This window comes from Telluria sp. LT2P80 (assembly GCF_059685955.1).
Genome location: NZ_JCASIO010000001.1, coordinates 1,432,799 through 1,449,444, shown reverse-complemented (window position 1 = coordinate 1,449,444; position 16,646 = coordinate 1,432,799). Strand labels below are relative to the sequence as shown.

The following is a 16,646-nucleotide window of genomic DNA, read 5'->3' as shown; positions in this document are numbered from 1 at the left end:
TCGGCGCCGTTACGCACAAACTAGCGCATCTGATTTACGGCGTTATCCGAACAGGCAAGCCATTCGACGCAAATTTCTTATCGAATCGGCTTGTAATTCAAGACGGTATCTGACCCCAGCTGTCTGACCCCAGCTGTCCCAGCTGTGGACCCCAGCTGTGTTGGGATGGGTGACGCTGGCTTATTTGCTTATTTGCGCGCGCGGATCGCCTTGAGCACTGGCTGCAGCACCGCTGCGCCCAGGCGCGCGCTGCGTGCGCCGTCCCAGCCGACGAGCGGATCCGGGTCGTTCGCGTTGTCCTTGAACGGCAGCTCGAGCGTCAGCGACAGGGCGCCGAAGGTGTGCGTGATGTGCGGCGAGCCCATGGTCAGGGTCTGGTCGGTGTAGGGCGTCTTGCCGTAGCCGTGTACGTCCTGGAAGTCCGGGCTGGCGACCTTGAAGTCGGCGATGAAGCTGGCCTGCGCCGCGCCCTGCTCGGCGGTGAAGTTCGGGAGCGACTCGCTGCCGGCCACGAACACGTACGGCAAGCCTTCGTCGCCGTGCACGTCGAGGCACACGTCCACGCCCGTCTCGTGCATCTTCTGGCGCACCAGGAAGACTTCAGGGCTGCGCTCCATGCTCGGATTGAGCCACTCGCGGTTCAGGTTGGCGCCGGCGGCATTGGTGCGCAGGTTGCCGCGCACCGAGCCGTCCGGGTTCATGTTCGGCACCACGTAGAACACCGACTCTTTCAGCAGCTGGCGGCCGAACGGGTGGGCCGGATCGAGCAGCGCGTCGAGCATGCCTTCGACGAACCATTCGGCCATCGTCTCGCCCGGGTGCTGGCGCGCGATGACCCAGACCTTCTTCTTGCCCTCGGCCGGCTCGCCGATCACCAGCATGTTCAGGTCGCGGCCATCGACGGTCGAACCCAGGTCGAGCATGCGCACGTTCTCGGCCATCTGCGCGCGGTCGAGCAGCTCGAGGTGGCGTTCGTACGAATACGGCTCGAAGTAGGCGTAATACACGCTGTCCATGCCGGGCGTGTGCTCGATGGCCAGCACGCTGCCGTCGAACGACGTCGGCACGCGGAACCAGTTCACGCGGTCGTAGCTCGCCATCGCCTGGTAGTTTTCCCAGCCGGCCGGATAGGCGGCCTTGCCGGCATTGAGCAGGCGGATGGTGCAGGCTTGCCCTTGCGCGCCCTGCAGACGGAAGTAGAACCACTGGATGATATCGGCGTGCGAATCCTTGCGGATGTTCAGGTCGATGGCGTTCGCGCTCGTGGCGTTCACGACCTCGATGGCGCCAGCGTCGAATTGGCTGCTGATCTTGATAGACATGGTGTTGTCCTGTGTTGGGAAGGTGCGTAGAACGATGATGATACCCGTTTTCAGCAAGCGTTCGCTAGGCTGGCCGGGTTCCCGGCAGGGCCGTGAAGTGGCGTCGCAGCGCCTCCAGCGCCACGCGCACCTTGGCCGGATCGCCGTCGCGCCGCGGCGTCATGGCCGATACCAGCAGCGGTGCCGACTGCCATTGCGGCAGCACGCGCACCAGCGCGCCGCGCTCGATCGCGGCATGGGCGTCGGCGTGACCAAGACGCGCCAGGCCCATGCCCTGTTCGCACATCTGGTGCAGCGAAAGCTGGTTGTTGCTGACGATGCGCGCCTCGACCTGCAGCTGCACGTCGGCACCGGCCCGGTGCAGATCGAGCGCCATCGTGGCGGGACCATCGGCAGTGTCGACGCCGTCGCGCGTGGAAGTGAGCCAGGCGTGATCTGCAAGCGCCTGCGGCGTTTCGGGCACGCCGTGCCGCGCAAGGTAGGCCGGCGCCGCGCACACGATCATCTCGAACTGGCACAGGGGCCGCGCGATCCAGCGCGAGTCCGGCAGGCGGCCGGCGCGGATCGCCAGGTCAATGCGCTCGCCAATCAGGTCGATCATGGCGTCGTCCACCAGCAGGCGTAGCCGCAGTTGCGGCCATGCCGCCAGCACGGGCGCGAGCGCCGGCGCGATATGGGCGCCAAAGCCCACCGGCGCGGCCACCCGCAATTCGCCGCTGGGCGCATCGCGCGCCTGCAGCAGAGAATCGTTGGCCGCACTTGCCGCTTCCAGCAGGCGCAGGCAATGCGGGTAGCAGCGCGCGCCCGCCTCGGTCAGCGTGAGCTTGCGGGTCGAGCGGTGCAGCAGCGTCACGCCGGCCTGCGCCTCGAGCGCGCGGATGGTCTGGCTGACGGCCGATGGACTCATGCCGAGGCGGCGCGCGGCGCCACTCATCGAGCCGGCGGCGACGGTTTCGGCAAACACGGCGTACGGTCTGAGATCGTTCATCTGTTAGTCCAGCTTCAAGGTGATAGTGAATCTGCCTATCTTATCGCCCCGTCGTGAAGCGGGTATCGTCAGTAGCTCATTCACGCATTCAGGAGTCATCATGCACATCGCTCTCATTGGCGCCACCGGTTTTGTTGGCGCCGCCGTCCTTTCCACCCTGCTGCAACGGGGCCACCAGGTCACCGCCGTGGTGCGCGACGCTGCGCGCCTGCCCGCGCAGCCTGGACTGACCGTGGCCGTGGCCGACGCCTATGACTCACACGCCGTCGCTCGTGCCGTGGAAGGCGCGGACGCCGTCGTCTCGGCCTTCAATCCAGGCTGGAACGATCCCGCCCTGTACGACAACTTCACGCGCGGCTTCGATGCGATCGTGCGGGGTGTCGAGGCCAGTAGCGTGCGACGCCTGCTGGTGGTGGGCGGCGCCGGCAGCCTGTTCGTCGCGCCTGGCGTGCAACTGATCGACACGCCGCAGTTTCTGGATCACGTGCCGCCGAACGTGGTGCCCGGCGCACGCGCCGCGCGCGACGCCCTGACCGCACTGCGCGCCAACACGGTGCTCGACTGGACCTATCTGAGCCCGCCGGCGATGCTGGGGCAGGGCGAGCCGACCGGTGCCTATCGTCTGGGCGGCGACGACCTGCTGATGGATGGTGCGCAGCCGGCCGGCATCGCCGTGGCCGACCTGGCGCTCGCCATCGTCGACGAGATCGAGCAACCGCGCCATGTGCGCGCGCGTTTTACGGTCGCGACAAGGTAGCGGGCGCCAGCCCGCCGAAGCGGCCGCGAAACGCCGCATCCGCTTCAAGCGTGGCCGCATCCTCGACACGCAACATCGCCAGCACGTGTTCCTCGGCGCGTTCGTGGCTCAGTTGATAAATGGTGCGCGCCAGCGCATACGCGTCGGCGCCCGGCCACGGGTCGGGCAGCAGCGGCAGCGGCAGCATCGGGTCGTGCAACTGCACGCGGCGGTAAGCGTGGATCAGCAAGGTGCGGATCGCGAACGCGTGCGCGGGGCTGACGTCGCCGCGCGCCAGCAAGGCCGGCAGCGGGGCGAACGTCTCGATGAAGCCGCGGTACCCGAGCACCACCGCATCGAGGTTCCAGCAGTCGCCCACCAGTTCGGGCAGCGGGCGCGAACCGGCATCCGGCACCTCGTCGGCCTGGCACACGAACACGCGGCCTTCAGCGCCCGTGCGCGCGAGGATATCGCGCAGCAGGTCGCGGTCGGGCGCCGGATGCGCCATCACGCCGCTGGCCAGCATCGCAAAGCCTTCCCATTCGAGTTCCTTGCGCACCAGCGCGCGCAGGTCGCTGTCGATGCTGCCATTCGTGGCCAGCACGAACGTCCAGCGGCCATCCCAGTCCTGTCCGGGCGCGGCGTAGATGCGGCGGTTGGCGCGCTCGAAGCGCGGCAGGGCCGTCGGCGCCAGCGCATAGCGGCTGCGCCGGCCTTCGCGGCTGGCGGTCAGCCAGCCTTCCTGCACCAGCCGGAATACGCTGGTGCGCACCAGCCGGTCGTTCACGCCGAAGGGCGCGAGCAGCTCGATCATGCTGCCGAGCCAGAAGGCGCCGCCATGGGGCGCGATCGCGTCGCCGCAGATCGTCATCACCAGCGACTTGTGGCGCGGCGGATCGGTGGCCAGGCTGAGTGCAATCCACTGGGTGCTGGTCATGTCATTCACGATCGGGCTTGATATGATTCAAAATTATTGTGTACTTCCGTTTTTTTGTATCGTATTATGATTCGCACAGATTTTGCAACGGGAGAGATCCATGTACGCACAAATGGTGGAGACAGGCCTCAATAAAGTCCGCACAGAACAGGACATGAGCGCCGACGAGCAGGCATTCCAGGCGCGCATCGACGCCGGGATCAAGATCGAACCGAAGGACTGGATGCCGGAAGCATACCGCAAGACGCTGATCCGGCAGATCTCGCAGCATGCCCATTCCGAGATCGTCGGCCAGCTCCCGGAAGGCAACTGGGTCACGCGCGCACCGACCCTGCAGCGCAAGTCGGTCCTGCTGGCCAAGATCCAGGACGAGGCCGGCCACGGCCTGTACCTGTACAGCGCGGCCGAGACCCTGGGCGTCTCGCGCGACGAGCTGCTGGCTGCTCTGCATGCCGGTAAGGCCAAGTATTCGAGCATCTTCAATTACCCGACCCTGAGCTGGGCCGACATGGGCGCGATCGGCTGGCTGGTCGACGGCTCGGCGATCATCAACCAGATCCCGCTGTGCCGCTGCTCGTACGGGCCGTATGCGCGCGCCATGGTCCGCGTCTGCAAGGAAGAATCGTTCCATGCGCGCCAGGGCTACGACATCATGATGGCGCTGGCCAAGGGCACGCCCGAGCAGAAGGCGATGGCGCAGGATGCGCTCAATCGCTGGTGGTGGCCGTCGCTGATGATGTTCGGGCCGTCCGATGCCGAGTCGGTCAACAGCGCACAGTCGAGCGCCTGGCGCATCAAGCTGTTCTCCAACGACGAACTGCGCCAGCGCATGGTCGACCAGACCGTGCCGCAAGCCGAGTACCTGGGCCTGACGGTACCGGATCCCGACCTCAAATGGAACGCCGAACGCGGCTCGTACGACTTCGGCGCGATCGACTGGGCCGAGTTCTACGACGTTTTGAAGGGCAACGGCCCGTGCAACCGCGAGCGCCTGCGCACGCGCGTCAAAGCCTGGGACGACGGCGAATGGTTCCGCGACGCGCTGGTGGCGCACGCCGACAAGCAGGCCGCAAAAAAAGTGGCTGCCTGATTCCACTGCAGATTCGCACATTCGCACACTCACACGATGCGATGGCAATACGGAGACAACAATGAGCAAAGAATGGCCCCTGTGGGAAGTCTTCATCCGCAGCCAGCACGGCCTCGCCCACAAACACGTCGGCAGCCTGCACGCCCCTGACGCCGAGATGGCCGTCAACAACGCGCGCGACGTCTATACGCGCCGCAACGAAGGTGTCTCGATCTGGGTCGTGCGCGCTGCCGACATCGTCGCCAGCAGCCCGCACGACAAGGCCTCGCTGTTCGAGCCGGCCAATAGCAAGATGTATCGCCACCCGACGTTCTTCCCGATGCCGGAAGAAGTCAAGAATCTGTGAGTGCGCCGGAGACCAATCCCATGGATGCAAAAATCGACTACCTGCTGCGCCAGGGCGACAACGCCCTGATCCTGTCGCAGCAACTGTGCCAGTTGTGCGGCAAGGGGCCGGCACTCGAAGAAGACATGGCGCTGTCGAACGTGGCGCTCGACCTGTTGGGCCAGACCCGCATGTGGCTGTCGTACGCCGCCGAACTCGAAGGCCAGGGCCGCGACGAAGACCGCCTCGCTTTTTTGCGCGACAGCGGCGAGTATCGCAACTGCATCCTGCTCGAGCAGCCCAATGGCAGTTATGCCGATGTCGTCATGCGCCAGTTCCTGTTCGATGCGTGGCATTACTTTTTGATGGATGGCCTGACCCGCTCGAGCGACCCGCGCATCGTCGAGATCGCGGCCAAGTCGCTCAAGGAAGTCACGTACCACCTGCGCCGCAGCGGCGACCTGGTGGTGCGCCTGGGTGACGGCACGGCCACCAGCCACGCGATGATGCAGACTGCGCTGGACGACCTGTGGATGTACAGCGGCGAGATGTTCCTGTACGACGCGGTCGACGAGGCGATGGTGGCGCAGGGCGTGGCGCCGGCCGTCGGGCTGCTGCGTGAAGCTTATCTGAGCCACCTGGCCGAGATATTTGCCGAAGCCACCTTGACCATGCCATCGCCCGACGCCTGGATGCAACGCGGCGGCAAACAGGGCCGGCACAGCGAGCGCCTCGGCTTCATCCTGGCCGAGATGCAGTTCCTGCAGCGCGCCTATCCGAGCGCGGCCTGGTGATGACTGCGCTGGCCGTGTCGGTCGAGCAGGTCTGGGCCTGGCTGGGCGAAGTCGCTGATCCGGAAATCCCCGTCATCTCGATCGTCGACCTGGGCATCGTGCGTGACGTGGCCCTGGACGACGACACGTGGGTGGTCACGATCACGCCCACCTATTCGGGCTGTCCGGCCATGACCGTGATTGCCGACAGCGTGGGCGACGCATTGCGCGCGCATGGCCTCGAGCGCGGGCGCATCGCCACGCGCCTGGCGCCCGCCTGGACCACCGACTGGATGAGCGCTGCCGGCAAGGCCGCGCTCACCGGCTACGGCATTGCGCCGCCCGTGCAGCAGGCGATCGACATCAGCGGCCTGCACGCCGGCATCCGCCGCCGCGCCGCGCCGGCCGTGAGCTGCCCGCACTGCGGTTCGGCCAGCACCCAGCTGACCAGCGAATTCGGCTCGACCCCGTGCAAGGCGCTCTACAAGTGCCTCGATTGCCGCGAGCCGTTCGATTACTTCAAGTGTCACTAAAACCCAGCATGAGCCAATTCCATCCACTCACCGTCAGCAAGGTGAAACACGAAACGCGCGACGCCGTGTGCGTGACATTCGACGTGCCGCCGGCATTGAAAGAGACCTTCGCCTTCCGCCAGGGCCAGTACCTGACGCTGCGCGCCACGATCGATGGCGACGAGGTGCGCCGCTCGTACTCGATCTGTTCGGCGGTGCAGGACGACCAGCTGCGCGTGGCGATCAAGCGCACGCCCGGCGGCCAGTTCTCCAGCTGGGCCAACGACAGCCTGCAACCGGGCGCGCAGCTGGACGTCATGCCCCCGAGCGGCAACTTCAACGTGCCGCTCGACGCGGCCAGCGCCCGCCACTACCTGGCGTTTGCTGCCGGCAGCGGGATCACGCCGATCCTGTCGATCGTCAAGACCACGCTGCTGGCCGAGCCGGGCAGCCGCTTCACGATCGTCTACGGCAACCGCGCCTCGTCGAGCGTGCTGTTTCGCGACGAACTCACGGACCTCAAGGACCAGTACATGGACCGCCTGCGCCTGGTCTACGTGATGAGCCGCGAGCAGCAGGACATTGAACTCTTCAACGGCCGGATCACCGAAGACAAGTGCACGCAGTTCCTGCGCCAGTGGATCGACATCAAGGCCATCGACGTCGCCTTCATCTGCGGGCCCGAAGACATGATGCATGGCGTCTCGCGCGCGCTGCAGGCGGCGGGGCTGGCCAAGGAACAGATCCGCATCGAGCTGTTTGCCGCGAGCGCGCCAACCCGCGAGCGCACGCCGCGCGCGGTTGCCGCCAGCGCACGCCAGCACACCGAAGTGACCGTGATCATGGACGGCAGCGCCGCCAGCTTCACGATGGACCGGGACACCGAATCGCTGCTGGACGCGGGCCTGCGCGCCGGCATCGACATGCGCTATTCGTGCAAGGGCGGCGTGTGCTCGACCTGCCGCTGCAAGGTACTCGATGGCGAAGTGGAGATGGACGTGAACTACGCGCTGGAAGACTATGAAGTCGCGCGCGGATTCGTGCTCAGCTGCCAGAGTTTCCCGGTGACCGACAAGGTGGTGGTGGATTTCGATATCGCCGAATAACCGCGCGCAACCAGAACAAAAACGGAGACCACGATGAACTACGACAGCATCCAGTTCAAGGCAGATGGCGGCGTCGCCGTCCTGACCCTGAACCGCCCCGATCGCCTCAACAGCTTCACCCGTGCCATGCACCTCGAAGTGCGTGATGCGCTCACGCGCGTGCAGGCCGACCAGTCCGTGCGCGTGCTGGTGCTGACTGGCGCCGGCCGCGGTTTTTGCGCCGGCCAGGATCTGGCCGACCGCGCGGTCGACCCGGGCGCGCCGGGTGTCGATCTGGGCGCGTCGGTCGAAGAGTTCTATGCGCCGCTCGTGCTGACGCTGAAGAATCTGCCGATGCCCGTCATCTGCGCCGTCAACGGCGTGGCCGCCGGCGCAGGCGCCAACCTGGCGCTGGCCTGCGACATCGTGCTGGCCGCGCAATCGGCCAGCTTCATCGAAGCGTTCAGCAAACTGGGCCTGATCCCCGACACCGGCGGCACCTGGCATTTGCCGCGCCTGATCGGCCACGCGCGCGCAATGGGCCTGGCCATGCTGGGCGAAAAACTCAGTGCCGAAAAGGCCGAAGCCTGGGGGCTGATCTGGCGCTGCGTGCCGGACGAGACGCTGATGGACGAAGCGCTGGCCATGGCAAAACACTTTGCCGCCGCGCCGACCAAGGGCCTGGCATTCACCAAGCGCGCCTTCCAGGCCAGCTACGCCAACACCTTGGAGCAGCAATTGCAGCTCGAAGCCGACATGATGCGCGAACTCGGTAACAGCCACGACTACCGCGAAGGCGTCGCCGCATTCCTGGCCAAGCGCGCCCCGCAGTTCAAGGGGGAGTAAGGATGCAGTCACTGCCACCGCATTCGACGATTGCCGTCATCGGCAGCGGCGCGATGGGCGCCGGGATCGCCCAGGTTGCGGCCACGGCCGGCCATCAGGTCCTGCTGTTCGATACCCGCACTGGCGCCGCCGACAAGGCCATCGCACAGATCGGCGCGACCTATGCGCGCCTGGTCGCGAAGGGCCGCATGGGCGCCGTCGAATCCGATCTCGCGCGCGAGCGCCTGCGCCGCATCGATGCCTTGCACGAAGCGTCCGGTGCGGTGCTCGTCATCGAGGCCATTGTCGAAGACCTGCAAATCAAGTGCGCGCTGTTTGCCGCACTCGAAGCCATCGTCGCCAGTGACTGCATCCTGGCGACCAACACGTCGTCGATCTCGGTCACGGCCATCGGCGCGCAACTGACGCATCCCGAACGCCTGGTCGGCATGCACTTCTTTAATCCGGCGCCGCTGATGGCGCTGGTGGAAGTGGTCAGCGGCCTGGCGACCGGACGCGAGGTCGCGCAGGTCGTGTATGCCACCGCCGAAAAATGGGGCAAGAGCCCCGTGCATGCGAAATCGACGCCCGGTTTCATCGTCAACCGCGTGGCGCGCCCGTTCTATGGCGAAGCCCTGCGCCTGCTGCTCGAACAGGCGGCCGACGTGGCCACGCTCGATGCCGTCATGCGCGAGTGCGGCGGTTTCCGCATGGGGCCCTTCGAATTGATGGACCTGATCGGGCACGACGTCAACTTCTCGGTCACGAATTCCGTGTTCGCGGCGTACTTTGGCGATCCGCGCTTCACGCCATCCGTGCTGCAGCAGGAGCTGGTCAACGCGGGTTATCTGGGCCGCAAGACGGGGCGCGGGTTCTATCGCTATGGCGACGAGGCAGAAACGCCGGTAGTGCAGTCCGAAGCTGCCTGCGACCGGCCGGCGGCGGTCAAGTACGCGGGCGCGCCCGGCAGCGTCGATGCGCTCGTCGCGCGGCTGCAGGCTTGCGGCATCGAGCTGACCGAGATCGAAGCGGCACCGGGCCTGTACTGCGGCGGCGCGGCGATCCATCTCACTGACGGGCGCAGCGCCACCGAGCGCGCGCAGGCGGATAACCAGCGTGACACGATCGTGTTCGACCTGCTGTTCGACGCTGCCACGGCGCCGCGCATCGCGCTCGCCCGCGCTGACGGGTGCAGCGATGACGCTTGGCGCGCGGCAGTCGGCCTGTTCCAGGCTGCCGGCTTAACCGTCACGCGCCTGGACGACGTGCCCGGCCTGGCCGTGATGCGCACGGTAGCGATGCTGGCCAACGAAGCGGCCGACGCCGTCCACCAGGGCGTGTGCAGCGCGCGCGCCGTCGACATCGCGATGCAGAAGGGCGTGAATTATCCGCGCGGGCCGCTGGCCTGGCTGGATGCGATCGGCATGGGGCAGGTCGTGACCGTGCTGTCGAACCTGGCCGCGACGTATGGTGAAGACCGCTACCGCGTCTCGCCGCTGCTGCGCCGCAAGCTGGCCGCCGATCCGCAGGGGGCGCGCTTTCATGCATGATGGTCAGGATCAGAACGCACAGGCGCTGGCCGAGCTGGCCGGACGCACGATGTTCGAACGCGACCCGGCCAGCCAGGCGCTGGGGATGGTGCTGGATGACATCCGGCCCGGCTATGCACGCATGACGATGACCGTGCGCGCCGACATGCTCAACGGGCACGCGACCTGCCACGGCGGCTATATCTTCATGCTGGCCGACAGCGCCTTTGCTTTCGCCTGCAACTCGCACAACCTCAGCACGGTGGGCGCCGGCTGCACGATCGACTATCTCGCGCCAGGGCGCGCGGGCGACGTGCTGGTGGCCGAAGCCACCGAGCAGGCGCTGCAGGGCAAAACCGGCGTCTACGACGTCACGGTCAAAGCCGCGGACGGGCGCACCATCGCGCTGTTTCGCGGCAAATCGCATCGCATCGGCGGCACCGTGGCGCCCGTGGACGCCTGAACCACAAGGAGTCGACAGATGGTCCAACACCTTCCCGCACCGGGCGACCTGGAACCGATCGAGCGCGCCAGCCGCGACGAATTGCAGGCGCTGCAACTGCGACGCCTGCAATGGACGCTGCAGCACGCGTATGACAACGTGCCGCACTACCGCGCCGCGTTCGACGCCGCAGGCGTGCATCCGGCCGATCTCAAGTCCCTGGCCGACCTGGCGAAATTTCCGTTCACCGAAAAGAAAGCCCTGCGCGACAACTACCCGTTCGGCATGTTCGCCGTGCCGCGCGAGCAGGTGGTGCGCGTGCATGCCTCGTCCGGCACCACCGGCAAGCCCACCGTGGTCGGCTACACGCAGAACGATATCGACACCTGGGCCAACATCGTGGCGCGCTCGATCCGCGCCGCCGGTGGTCGTCGGGGCGACCTGGTACATATCGCCTACGGCTACGGCCTGTTCACCGGGGGCCTGGGTGCGCACTACGGCGCCGAGCGCCTCGGTTGTACGGTCGTGCCGATGTCGGGCGGGCAGACCGAGAAGCAGGTGCAGCTGATCTGCGACTTCAAGCCATCCATCATCATGGTCACGCCGTCGTACATGCTCAACATCGTCGAGGAATTCGCGCGCCAGGGGCTCGACCCGGCAGCGTCGTCGCTGCAGGTCGGCATCTTCGGCGCCGAGCCGTGGACCGACGCAATGCGGCGCGAGATCGAGACGCGCGCCGGCATCGATGCAGTGGACATCTACGGCCTGTCCGAAGTGATGGGGCCCGGCGTGGCCAGCGAATGCATCGAGAGCAAGGACGGCCCGGTGATCTGGGAAGACCATTTCTACCCCGAGATCATCGACCCCGACACGGGCGAGGTGCTGCCCGATGGCGAGGAGGGCGAGCTGGTATTCACGTCGCTGACCAAGGAAGCGCTGCCGATCATCCGCTACCGTACGCGCGACCTGACGCGCCTGCTGCCACCGACCTCGCGCGCGATGCGCCGCATGGGCCGCATCACGGGGCGCTCGGACGACATGCTGATCATCCGCGGCGTGAACGTGTTTCCCAGCCAGATCGAAGAACTGGTGCTGCGCATGCCGGCACTGGCGCCGCACTACCAGCTGGTCGTGGCGCGCGACGGCCATCTCGACACGCTCGAGGTGCTGTGCGAGCTGCGCGATACGCTGCTTGCGCCGGACTTTGTAGAGGCGCAGGCGCGCGAACTGCAGCACTGCATCAAGACCTATGTCGGCGTGACCACGCGTGTGCGCCTGCTGCCGCCGCAAGGCATCGAGCGCACGCTGACCGGCAAGGCCCGGCGCGTGGTCGACGGCCGACCCAAACAATGAACAAGGAAACCAGCATGCTTGACGCTTTCATCTGCGACGCCATCCGCACACCCTTCGGCCGCTATGGCGGGCTGCTCTCGACCGTGCGCGCCGACGACCTGGCCGCGCTGCCCATCGCCGCGCTGATGGCCCGCAATCCCGGCGTGGACTGGACCCAGGTCGACGACCTGTTTTACGGCTGCGCGAACCAGGCGGGCGAAGACAACCGCAACGTCGGCCGCATGGCCGCGCTGCTGGCCGGACTGCCGCAGGACGTGCCGGCCAACACGATCAACCGCCTGTGCGGCTCAGGCATGGACGCCATCGGCACCGCTGCGCGCGCGATCAAGGCGGGCGAAGCGCACCTGGTGATCGCGGGCGGCGTCGAGAGCATGACGCGTGCGCCGTTCGTCATGGGCAAGGCCGACAGCGCGTTTTCGCGCGCCGCAAAAATCGAGGACACGACGCTCGGCTGGCGCTTCGTCAATCCGCGCATGAAGGCGCAGTATGGCATCGACTCGATGCCCGAAACGGCCGAAAACGTGGCGCGCGAATTCAATGTCAGCCGCGCCGACCAGGACGCGTTCGCGCTGCGCAGCCAGCAACGCTGGGCGCAGGCGCATGCCGCCGGCGTCTTCAAGGACGAGATCGTGCCGGTCACGCTCCAGGGCAAGAAAGAAACGCGCATCGTCGACACCGACGAACAGCCGCGCGCCGATTCCAGCCTCGAGGCGCTGGCCAAGCTGAAGGGCGTGGTAAGCCCGGACGGCTCGGTCACCGCCGGCAATGCATCGAGCCTGAACGACGGCGCCTGCGCGCTGCTGCTGGCCTCTGGCGAGGCTGCAGCGCGCCACGGCTTGACCCCACGCGCCCGCGTGCTCGGCATGGCCACCGTCGGCCTGGCGCCGCGCATCATGGGCTTCGGCCCGGCGCCGGCTGTCAGGAAGCTGCTGGCGCAGACGGGCTTGAGGCTGGACCAGATGGACGTGATCGAATTGAACGAAGCGTTTGCCGCGCAGGGCCTGGCCGTGCTGCGCGACCTGGGCCTGCCGGACGATGCGGCGCACGTGAACCCGAACGGCGGCGCGATCGCGCTGGGCCATCCGCTGGGCGCGTCCGGTGCGCGCCTCGTCATGACCGCAGTGAACCAGCTGCACCGCACGGGCGGACGCTACGCGCTGTGCACGATGTGCATCGGCGTCGGCCAGGGCATCGCCCTGATCGTCGAGCGGGTCTAGCACGATGGTCAAAGTCTACGAAATCGATGGCGTGCGGCCCGTCGTGCATCCGAGCGCCTACGTGCATCCTTCTGCCGTGCTGATCGGCGACGTGATCGTCGGCCCGCGCTGCTATATCGGCCCGTGCGCGAGCCTGCGCGGCGACTTCGGGCGCCTGATCCTCGAAGAAGGCGCCAACCTGCAGGATGCGTGCGTCATGCACGGCTTCCCGCTGGAAGACACCGTGGTCGAGGTCGATGGCCACATCGGCCACGGCGCCGTGCTGCACGGCTGCCGCGTGGGGCGCAATGCGATGGTCGGCATGAACGCGGTGGTGATGGACAAGGCGGTCGTCGGCGCGGAATCGATCGTCGCCGCGATGAGCTTCGTGAAAGCGGGGATGGTGATCCCGCCGCGCTCGATGGTCATGGGCACGCCGGCCAAGGTGGTGCGCGCCTTGAGCGACGACGACGTCGCGTGGAAGAGTTTCGGCACGCGCCAGTACCACGAGCTGGCCGTGCGCTCGCTGCAGACGATGCGCGAAGTCGATGCCGACACCGCTGTGGCGCCGGACCGGGGCCGCATCGCTTTCGACACGAGCGCGCTGCACACGCCGAAGTCCTGAACCTACTGGAGACCTTATGGGCCACATCCCGACACTGCAAAGCCTGATCGCCGGCCGCTGGCACGGCGCCGCGTCGCACACGCCGCTGCACAGCGCGCTCGACAGCACCCTGATCTATCACACGCACGCCGAGAAGATCGACTTCGACGAAGCGCTGACCTTCGCGCGCAAGACGGGCGTCAAGACGCTGATGCGCCAGACGTTCCAGGAACGCGCGGCCGCGCTGAAGGCGCTCGCGCTGTACCTGATGGAGCGCAAGGAAGAACTGTATGCAATCTCGCACCTGACCGGCGCGACGCGCCAGGACAGCTGGGTCGACGTCGAAGGCGGCATCGGCACGCTGTTTGCGTACGCCAGCATGGGCTCGCGCGAGCTGCCGTCGTCGAACGTGCTGCACGAAGGCCCGGCCATCGCGCTGGGCAAGCGGGGCGGCTTTGCCGGCACCCACATCCTGGTGCCGCGGGGCGGCGTGGCAGTGCACATCAACGCCTTCAACTTCCCGATCTGGGGCCTGCTCGAGAAGTTCGCACCGAGTTTTCTGGCCGCGATGCCCTGCATCGCCAAGCCGGCCACCGCCACCAGCTATCTGACCCACGCAGTGGTCAAGATGATGGTGGACTCGAACCTGCTGCCCGATGGCGCGCTGCAGCTCGTGATCGGCAGCACGGGCGATCTGCTCGATCGCCTCGGTGGCTTTGACGCCGTCACGTTCACCGGGTCGGCCGACACGGCCGCGATGCTGCGCGCGAACGGGAACCTGATTCGCGCCTCGGTGCCGTTCACCGCCGAAGCCGACTCGCTCAATTGCGCGGTGCTGGCGCCCGATGTGCTGCCGTCCGATCCCGAGTTCGACCTGTTCATCAAGGAAGTCGCGCGCGAGATGACCGGCAAGGCGGGCCAGAAGTGCACGGCGATCCGGCGCGTGATCGTGCCTGAAGCGCTGGTCGATGCGGTCGGCGAGCGGCTGCGCGAGCGGCTGGCGAAGATCACGGTGGGCGACCCGAAAGTCGAGGGCGTGCGCATGGGCGCACTGGCGTCGATGGACCAGCACCGCGACGTGAGCGCACGGGTCGAACTGCTCGCGCGCGGCAATGAGGTGCTGTTCGGTGCAGGCGACGGGTTCAAGCCGGTCGGCGAGAACGTCGCCAGCGGCGCGTTCTTCTCGCCCACGCTGCTGTTATGCCGCAATGCGATGGACAACGATGCCGTGCACGACGTGGAAGCCTTCGGCCCGGTCAGCACCTTGATGACCTACACCGACATCGACGAAGCGCTCGAACTGGCGGCGCGCGGCAAGGGCAGCCTGGTGACCACGTTCGCGACCAGGGACCCCGCGCTGGCTGCGTACGCGGTGCCGATCGTGGCGGCGTCACATGGCCGCGTGCTGATCCTGGACCGCGAAGCGGCCGTGGACAGCACGGGCCACGGCTCGCCGCTGCCGCAACTGAAACACGGCGGGCCGGGGCGCGCCGGTGGTGGCGAAGAACTGGGCGGCATCCGCGCCGTGAAGCACTTTCTCCAGCGCGCGGCGGTACAGGGCTCGCCCACGATGCTCGGCGCCGTCACGGGCGAATACGTGCGCGGCGGCGCGGTCAAGGAGAGCGACCTGCATCCGTTCCGCCGGCATTTCGAGGACCTGGAAGTTGGTCACTCGCTGCTGACGCACCGGCGTACGGTCAGCGAAGCGGACATCGTCAATTTCGGCGGTGTTTCGGGTGACTACTTCTACATGCACTTCGACGCCATCGCGGCCAAGGACACGCAGTTCGGGCAGCGCATCGCGCACGGTTACTTCGTGCTGTCGGCGGCGGCGGGCCTGTTTGTCTCGCCGGCGCCCGGGCCGGTGCTGGCCAATTATGGCCTGGACAACCTGCGCTTCGTGGCACCGGTGGCGATCGGCGACACGATCCGCGCGCGCCTGACGTGCAAGCGCAAGGTCGATCGCAACCGGACGGACGAACAGGGCCGGGGGCAGGGCGTGGTGGCGTGGGACGTGCAGGTGACCAACCAGCGCGATGAGCTGGTGGCCAGTTATGACATTCTGACGCTGGTGCAGAAGCGCGCAGTGGACGAATCGCCGCGGCATTGAGTGGTGCGTGATGAACGGTTTGAACGCGTGGACGGGGAACCCGTCCACCCTACCATCGATGCATACGTAGGGTGGATGGGTCTCCCATCCACGCGTTCAACATGCGTCGAACGGCTTGAACGAAATTACGAGCGCGTGCGCTGCAGACGCAGCAAGCCTTCACCCGTGCGGATCGCCCGCAAATCGTCGTAATCCGGCACGCCCGTCACGTCGGTCTCGACCGGATGCTTGTGCGTCGCGGTGACCATCACACTGTCCATGCCGGCAGCGGCGGCCGATTGCAGGCCGGCCAGCGTGTCTTCAAACACGAGGCATTCTTCCGGGCGCATGCCCAGCTTTTCGGCGCCGAGCAGGAACGGGTCCGGCGCCGGCTTGCCGTGCTTGACGTCTTCGGCTGCGACCAGCACCGGCGGCAGCGGCAGGCCGGCTGCAGCAATGCGCGCCTGCGCCAGCGCGCGTGGCGCCGACGTCACGATCGCCCAGCGCTCCGCTGGCAGCGTGGCCAGGAAAGCAGCCACGCCGGCAATGGCTTCAATGCCGTCAACGTCCTCGATCTCGGCCAGCGTGATGCGGTGCGCTTCTTCTTCGGCGTCGATATCGGGCAGGCCCAGGCCGCGCACGGTGTCGACGCTGCGCTTGCCGTGGATCGTCGGCAGGAACACGTCGACGTCCAGTCCGTGGCTGCGGGCCCAGTCGGCCCAGACGCGCTCGGCGGCGATGATGGATGTCAGGATGGTGCCGTCCATGTCGAACAGGAAGGCGGCGTAGTCGCGTGCGGGCAATGCGGTCATGGCGTCATCAATCTAAAAAGGCATGGAA

General features: G+C 66.9%; 17 protein-coding genes. 13 read left to right on the top strand and 4 right to left on the bottom strand.

What is annotated here, in order from left to right; all coding sequences use genetic code 11:
• Positions 1–188 precede the first annotated feature (188 nt).
• Together AC56LW_RS06345 and AC56LW_RS06340 are read right to left on the bottom strand one after the other, a co-directional pair.
• Positions 189–1,322 carry a M14 family metallopeptidase gene (locus tag AC56LW_RS06345; protein ID WP_499632830.1) on the bottom strand — a complete coding sequence of 378 codons (1,134 nt, stop codon included), beginning with the start codon at positions 1,320–1,322 and terminating at the stop codon, positions 189–191.
• A gap of 64 nt (positions 1,323–1,386) precedes the next feature.
• Complete coding sequence (locus AC56LW_RS06340; RefSeq protein WP_499632827.1) at positions 1,387–2,310, bottom strand: LysR family transcriptional regulator; 924 nt, start codon at positions 2,308–2,310, stop codon at positions 1,387–1,389.
• A 100-nt stretch (positions 2,311–2,410) separates the two neighbouring features.
• Here AC56LW_RS06340 and AC56LW_RS06335 point away from each other — a divergent pair, with 100 nt between their 5' ends.
• Positions 2,411–3,067, top strand: a complete 657-nt coding sequence (locus tag AC56LW_RS06335) for an NAD(P)-dependent oxidoreductase (protein ID WP_499632824.1) — start codon at positions 2,411–2,413, stop codon at positions 3,065–3,067.
• Here the strand turns inward: AC56LW_RS06335 and paaX are convergent.
• Entirely contained in the window at positions 3,048–3,983 is a 936-nt protein-coding gene (gene paaX / locus AC56LW_RS06330) for a phenylacetic acid degradation operon negative regulatory protein PaaX (RefSeq protein WP_499632821.1), read from the bottom strand. The genes AC56LW_RS06335 and paaX overlap by 20 nt on opposite strands.
• Before the next feature lie 100 nt (positions 3,984–4,083).
• Between paaX and paaA the strand changes: the two genes are divergently transcribed.
• The 12 genes from paaA to paaZ all read left to right on the top strand — a co-directional run bounded on the left by paaA (position 4,084) and on the right by paaZ (position 15,827).
• A complete protein-coding gene (gene paaA / locus AC56LW_RS06325) occupies positions 4,084–5,073 on the top strand; it encodes a 1,2-phenylacetyl-CoA epoxidase subunit PaaA (protein ID WP_332532213.1) in 990 nt (329 codons plus the stop codon).
• 61 nt (positions 5,074–5,134) lie between these two features.
• Positions 5,135–5,419, top strand: a complete 285-nt coding sequence (gene paaB, locus AC56LW_RS06320; RefSeq protein ID WP_499632818.1) for a 1,2-phenylacetyl-CoA epoxidase subunit PaaB — start codon at positions 5,135–5,137, stop codon at positions 5,417–5,419.
• A gap of 20 nt (positions 5,420–5,439) precedes the next feature.
• Positions 5,440–6,192 (top strand): 1,2-phenylacetyl-CoA epoxidase subunit PaaC, encoded by a 753-nt coding sequence (gene paaC, locus AC56LW_RS06315; protein WP_499632815.1) that lies wholly within the window; start codon positions 5,440–5,442, stop codon positions 6,190–6,192.
• Positions 6,192–6,704 carry a 1,2-phenylacetyl-CoA epoxidase subunit PaaD gene (gene paaD, locus AC56LW_RS06310; protein WP_499632908.1) on the top strand — a complete coding sequence of 171 codons (513 nt, stop codon included), beginning with the start codon at positions 6,192–6,194 and terminating at the stop codon, positions 6,702–6,704. Before paaC ends, paaD begins: the two co-directional genes overlap by 1 nt.
• A gap of 8 nt (positions 6,705–6,712) precedes the next feature.
• Positions 6,713–7,789: a 1,2-phenylacetyl-CoA epoxidase subunit PaaE gene (gene paaE, locus AC56LW_RS06305; RefSeq protein ID WP_499632812.1), complete on the top strand. Its 1,077-nt coding sequence runs from the start codon at positions 6,713–6,715 to the stop codon at positions 7,787–7,789.
• 33 nt (positions 7,790–7,822) lie between these two features.
• Positions 7,823–8,614, top strand: a complete 792-nt coding sequence (gene paaG, locus AC56LW_RS06300) for a 2-(1,2-epoxy-1,2-dihydrophenyl)acetyl-CoA isomerase PaaG (protein ID WP_499632809.1) — start codon at positions 7,823–7,825, stop codon at positions 8,612–8,614.
• Between the two features lie 2 nt (positions 8,615–8,616).
• Positions 8,617–10,143 (top strand): 3-hydroxyacyl-CoA dehydrogenase PaaH, encoded by a 1,527-nt coding sequence (paaH, locus tag AC56LW_RS06295; RefSeq protein ID WP_499632807.1) that lies wholly within the window; start codon positions 8,617–8,619, stop codon positions 10,141–10,143.
• Positions 10,136–10,585: a hydroxyphenylacetyl-CoA thioesterase PaaI gene (gene paaI, locus AC56LW_RS06290; protein ID WP_499632804.1), complete on the top strand. Its 450-nt coding sequence runs from the start codon at positions 10,136–10,138 to the stop codon at positions 10,583–10,585. Before paaH ends, paaI begins: the two co-directional genes overlap by 8 nt.
• Positions 10,586–10,603: 18 nt before the next feature.
• Positions 10,604–11,917 carry a phenylacetate--CoA ligase PaaK gene (paaK, locus tag AC56LW_RS06285; RefSeq protein ID WP_499632801.1) on the top strand — a complete coding sequence of 438 codons (1,314 nt, stop codon included), beginning with the start codon at positions 10,604–10,606 and terminating at the stop codon, positions 11,915–11,917.
• 14 nt (positions 11,918–11,931) lie between these two features.
• The gene (pcaF, locus tag AC56LW_RS06280) at positions 11,932–13,134 is read left to right on the top strand and encodes a 3-oxoadipyl-CoA thiolase (protein WP_499632797.1); all 1,203 of its coding nucleotides are present in this window, start codon (positions 11,932–11,934) and stop codon (positions 13,132–13,134) included.
• Between the two features lie 4 nt (positions 13,135–13,138).
• On the top strand, positions 13,139–13,738 hold the full coding sequence (locus AC56LW_RS06275; protein WP_332532223.1) for a phenylacetic acid degradation protein PaaY: 600 nt from the start codon (positions 13,139–13,141) through the stop codon (positions 13,736–13,738).
• A gap of 16 nt (positions 13,739–13,754) precedes the next feature.
• Positions 13,755–15,827, top strand: a complete 2,073-nt coding sequence (paaZ, locus tag AC56LW_RS06270; protein ID WP_499632795.1) for a phenylacetic acid degradation bifunctional protein PaaZ — start codon at positions 13,755–13,757, stop codon at positions 15,825–15,827.
• A gap of 125 nt (positions 15,828–15,952) precedes the next feature.
• On the opposite strand, the gene AC56LW_RS06265 is transcribed toward paaZ, so the two are convergent.
• A complete protein-coding gene (locus AC56LW_RS06265; RefSeq protein WP_332532225.1) occupies positions 15,953–16,618 on the bottom strand; it encodes an HAD-IA family hydrolase in 666 nt (221 codons plus the stop codon).
• Positions 16,619–16,646: the final 28 nt, after the last annotated feature.

Bases quoted from the DNA above. Each gene is read 5' to 3' on its own strand.
- paaZ (WP_499632795.1), top strand. From the start codon at position 13,755: ATGGGCCACATCCCGACACTGCAAAGCCTGATCGCCGGCCGCTGGCAC.
- AC56LW_RS06275 (WP_332532223.1), top strand. From the start codon at position 13,139: ATGGTCAAAGTCTACGAAATCGATGGCGTGCGGCCCGTCGTGCATCCG.
- paaG (WP_499632809.1), top strand. From the start codon at position 7,823: ATGAACTACGACAGCATCCAGTTCAAGGCAGATGGCGGCGTCGCCGTC.
- paaE (WP_499632812.1), top strand. From the start codon at position 6,713: ATGAGCCAATTCCATCCACTCACCGTCAGCAAGGTGAAACACGAAACG.
- AC56LW_RS06335 (WP_499632824.1), top strand. From the start codon at position 2,411: ATGCACATCGCTCTCATTGGCGCCACCGGTTTTGTTGGCGCCGCCGTC.
- paaX (WP_499632821.1), bottom strand. From the start codon at position 3,983: ATGACCAGCACCCAGTGGATTGCACTCAGCCTGGCCACCGATCCGCCG.
- paaB (WP_499632818.1), top strand. From the start codon at position 5,135: ATGAGCAAAGAATGGCCCCTGTGGGAAGTCTTCATCCGCAGCCAGCAC.
- paaH (WP_499632807.1), top strand. From the start codon at position 8,617: ATGCAGTCACTGCCACCGCATTCGACGATTGCCGTCATCGGCAGCGGC.
- AC56LW_RS06340 (WP_499632827.1), bottom strand. From the start codon at position 2,310: ATGAACGATCTCAGACCGTACGCCGTGTTTGCCGAAACCGTCGCCGCC.
- AC56LW_RS06345 (WP_499632830.1), bottom strand. From the start codon at position 1,322: ATGTCTATCAAGATCAGCAGCCAATTCGACGCTGGCGCCATCGAGGTC.
- pcaF (WP_499632797.1), top strand. From the start codon at position 11,932: ATGCTTGACGCTTTCATCTGCGACGCCATCCGCACACCCTTCGGCCGC.
- paaC (WP_499632815.1), top strand. From the start codon at position 5,440: ATGGATGCAAAAATCGACTACCTGCTGCGCCAGGGCGACAACGCCCTG.
- paaI (WP_499632804.1), top strand. From the start codon at position 10,136: ATGCATGATGGTCAGGATCAGAACGCACAGGCGCTGGCCGAGCTGGCC.
- paaK (WP_499632801.1), top strand. From the start codon at position 10,604: ATGGTCCAACACCTTCCCGCACCGGGCGACCTGGAACCGATCGAGCGC.
- paaA (WP_332532213.1), top strand. From the start codon at position 4,084: ATGTACGCACAAATGGTGGAGACAGGCCTCAATAAAGTCCGCACAGAA.
- AC56LW_RS06265 (WP_332532225.1), bottom strand. From the start codon at position 16,618: ATGACCGCATTGCCCGCACGCGACTACGCCGCCTTCCTGTTCGACATG.
- paaD (WP_499632908.1), top strand. From the start codon at position 6,192: ATGACTGCGCTGGCCGTGTCGGTCGAGCAGGTCTGGGCCTGGCTGGGC.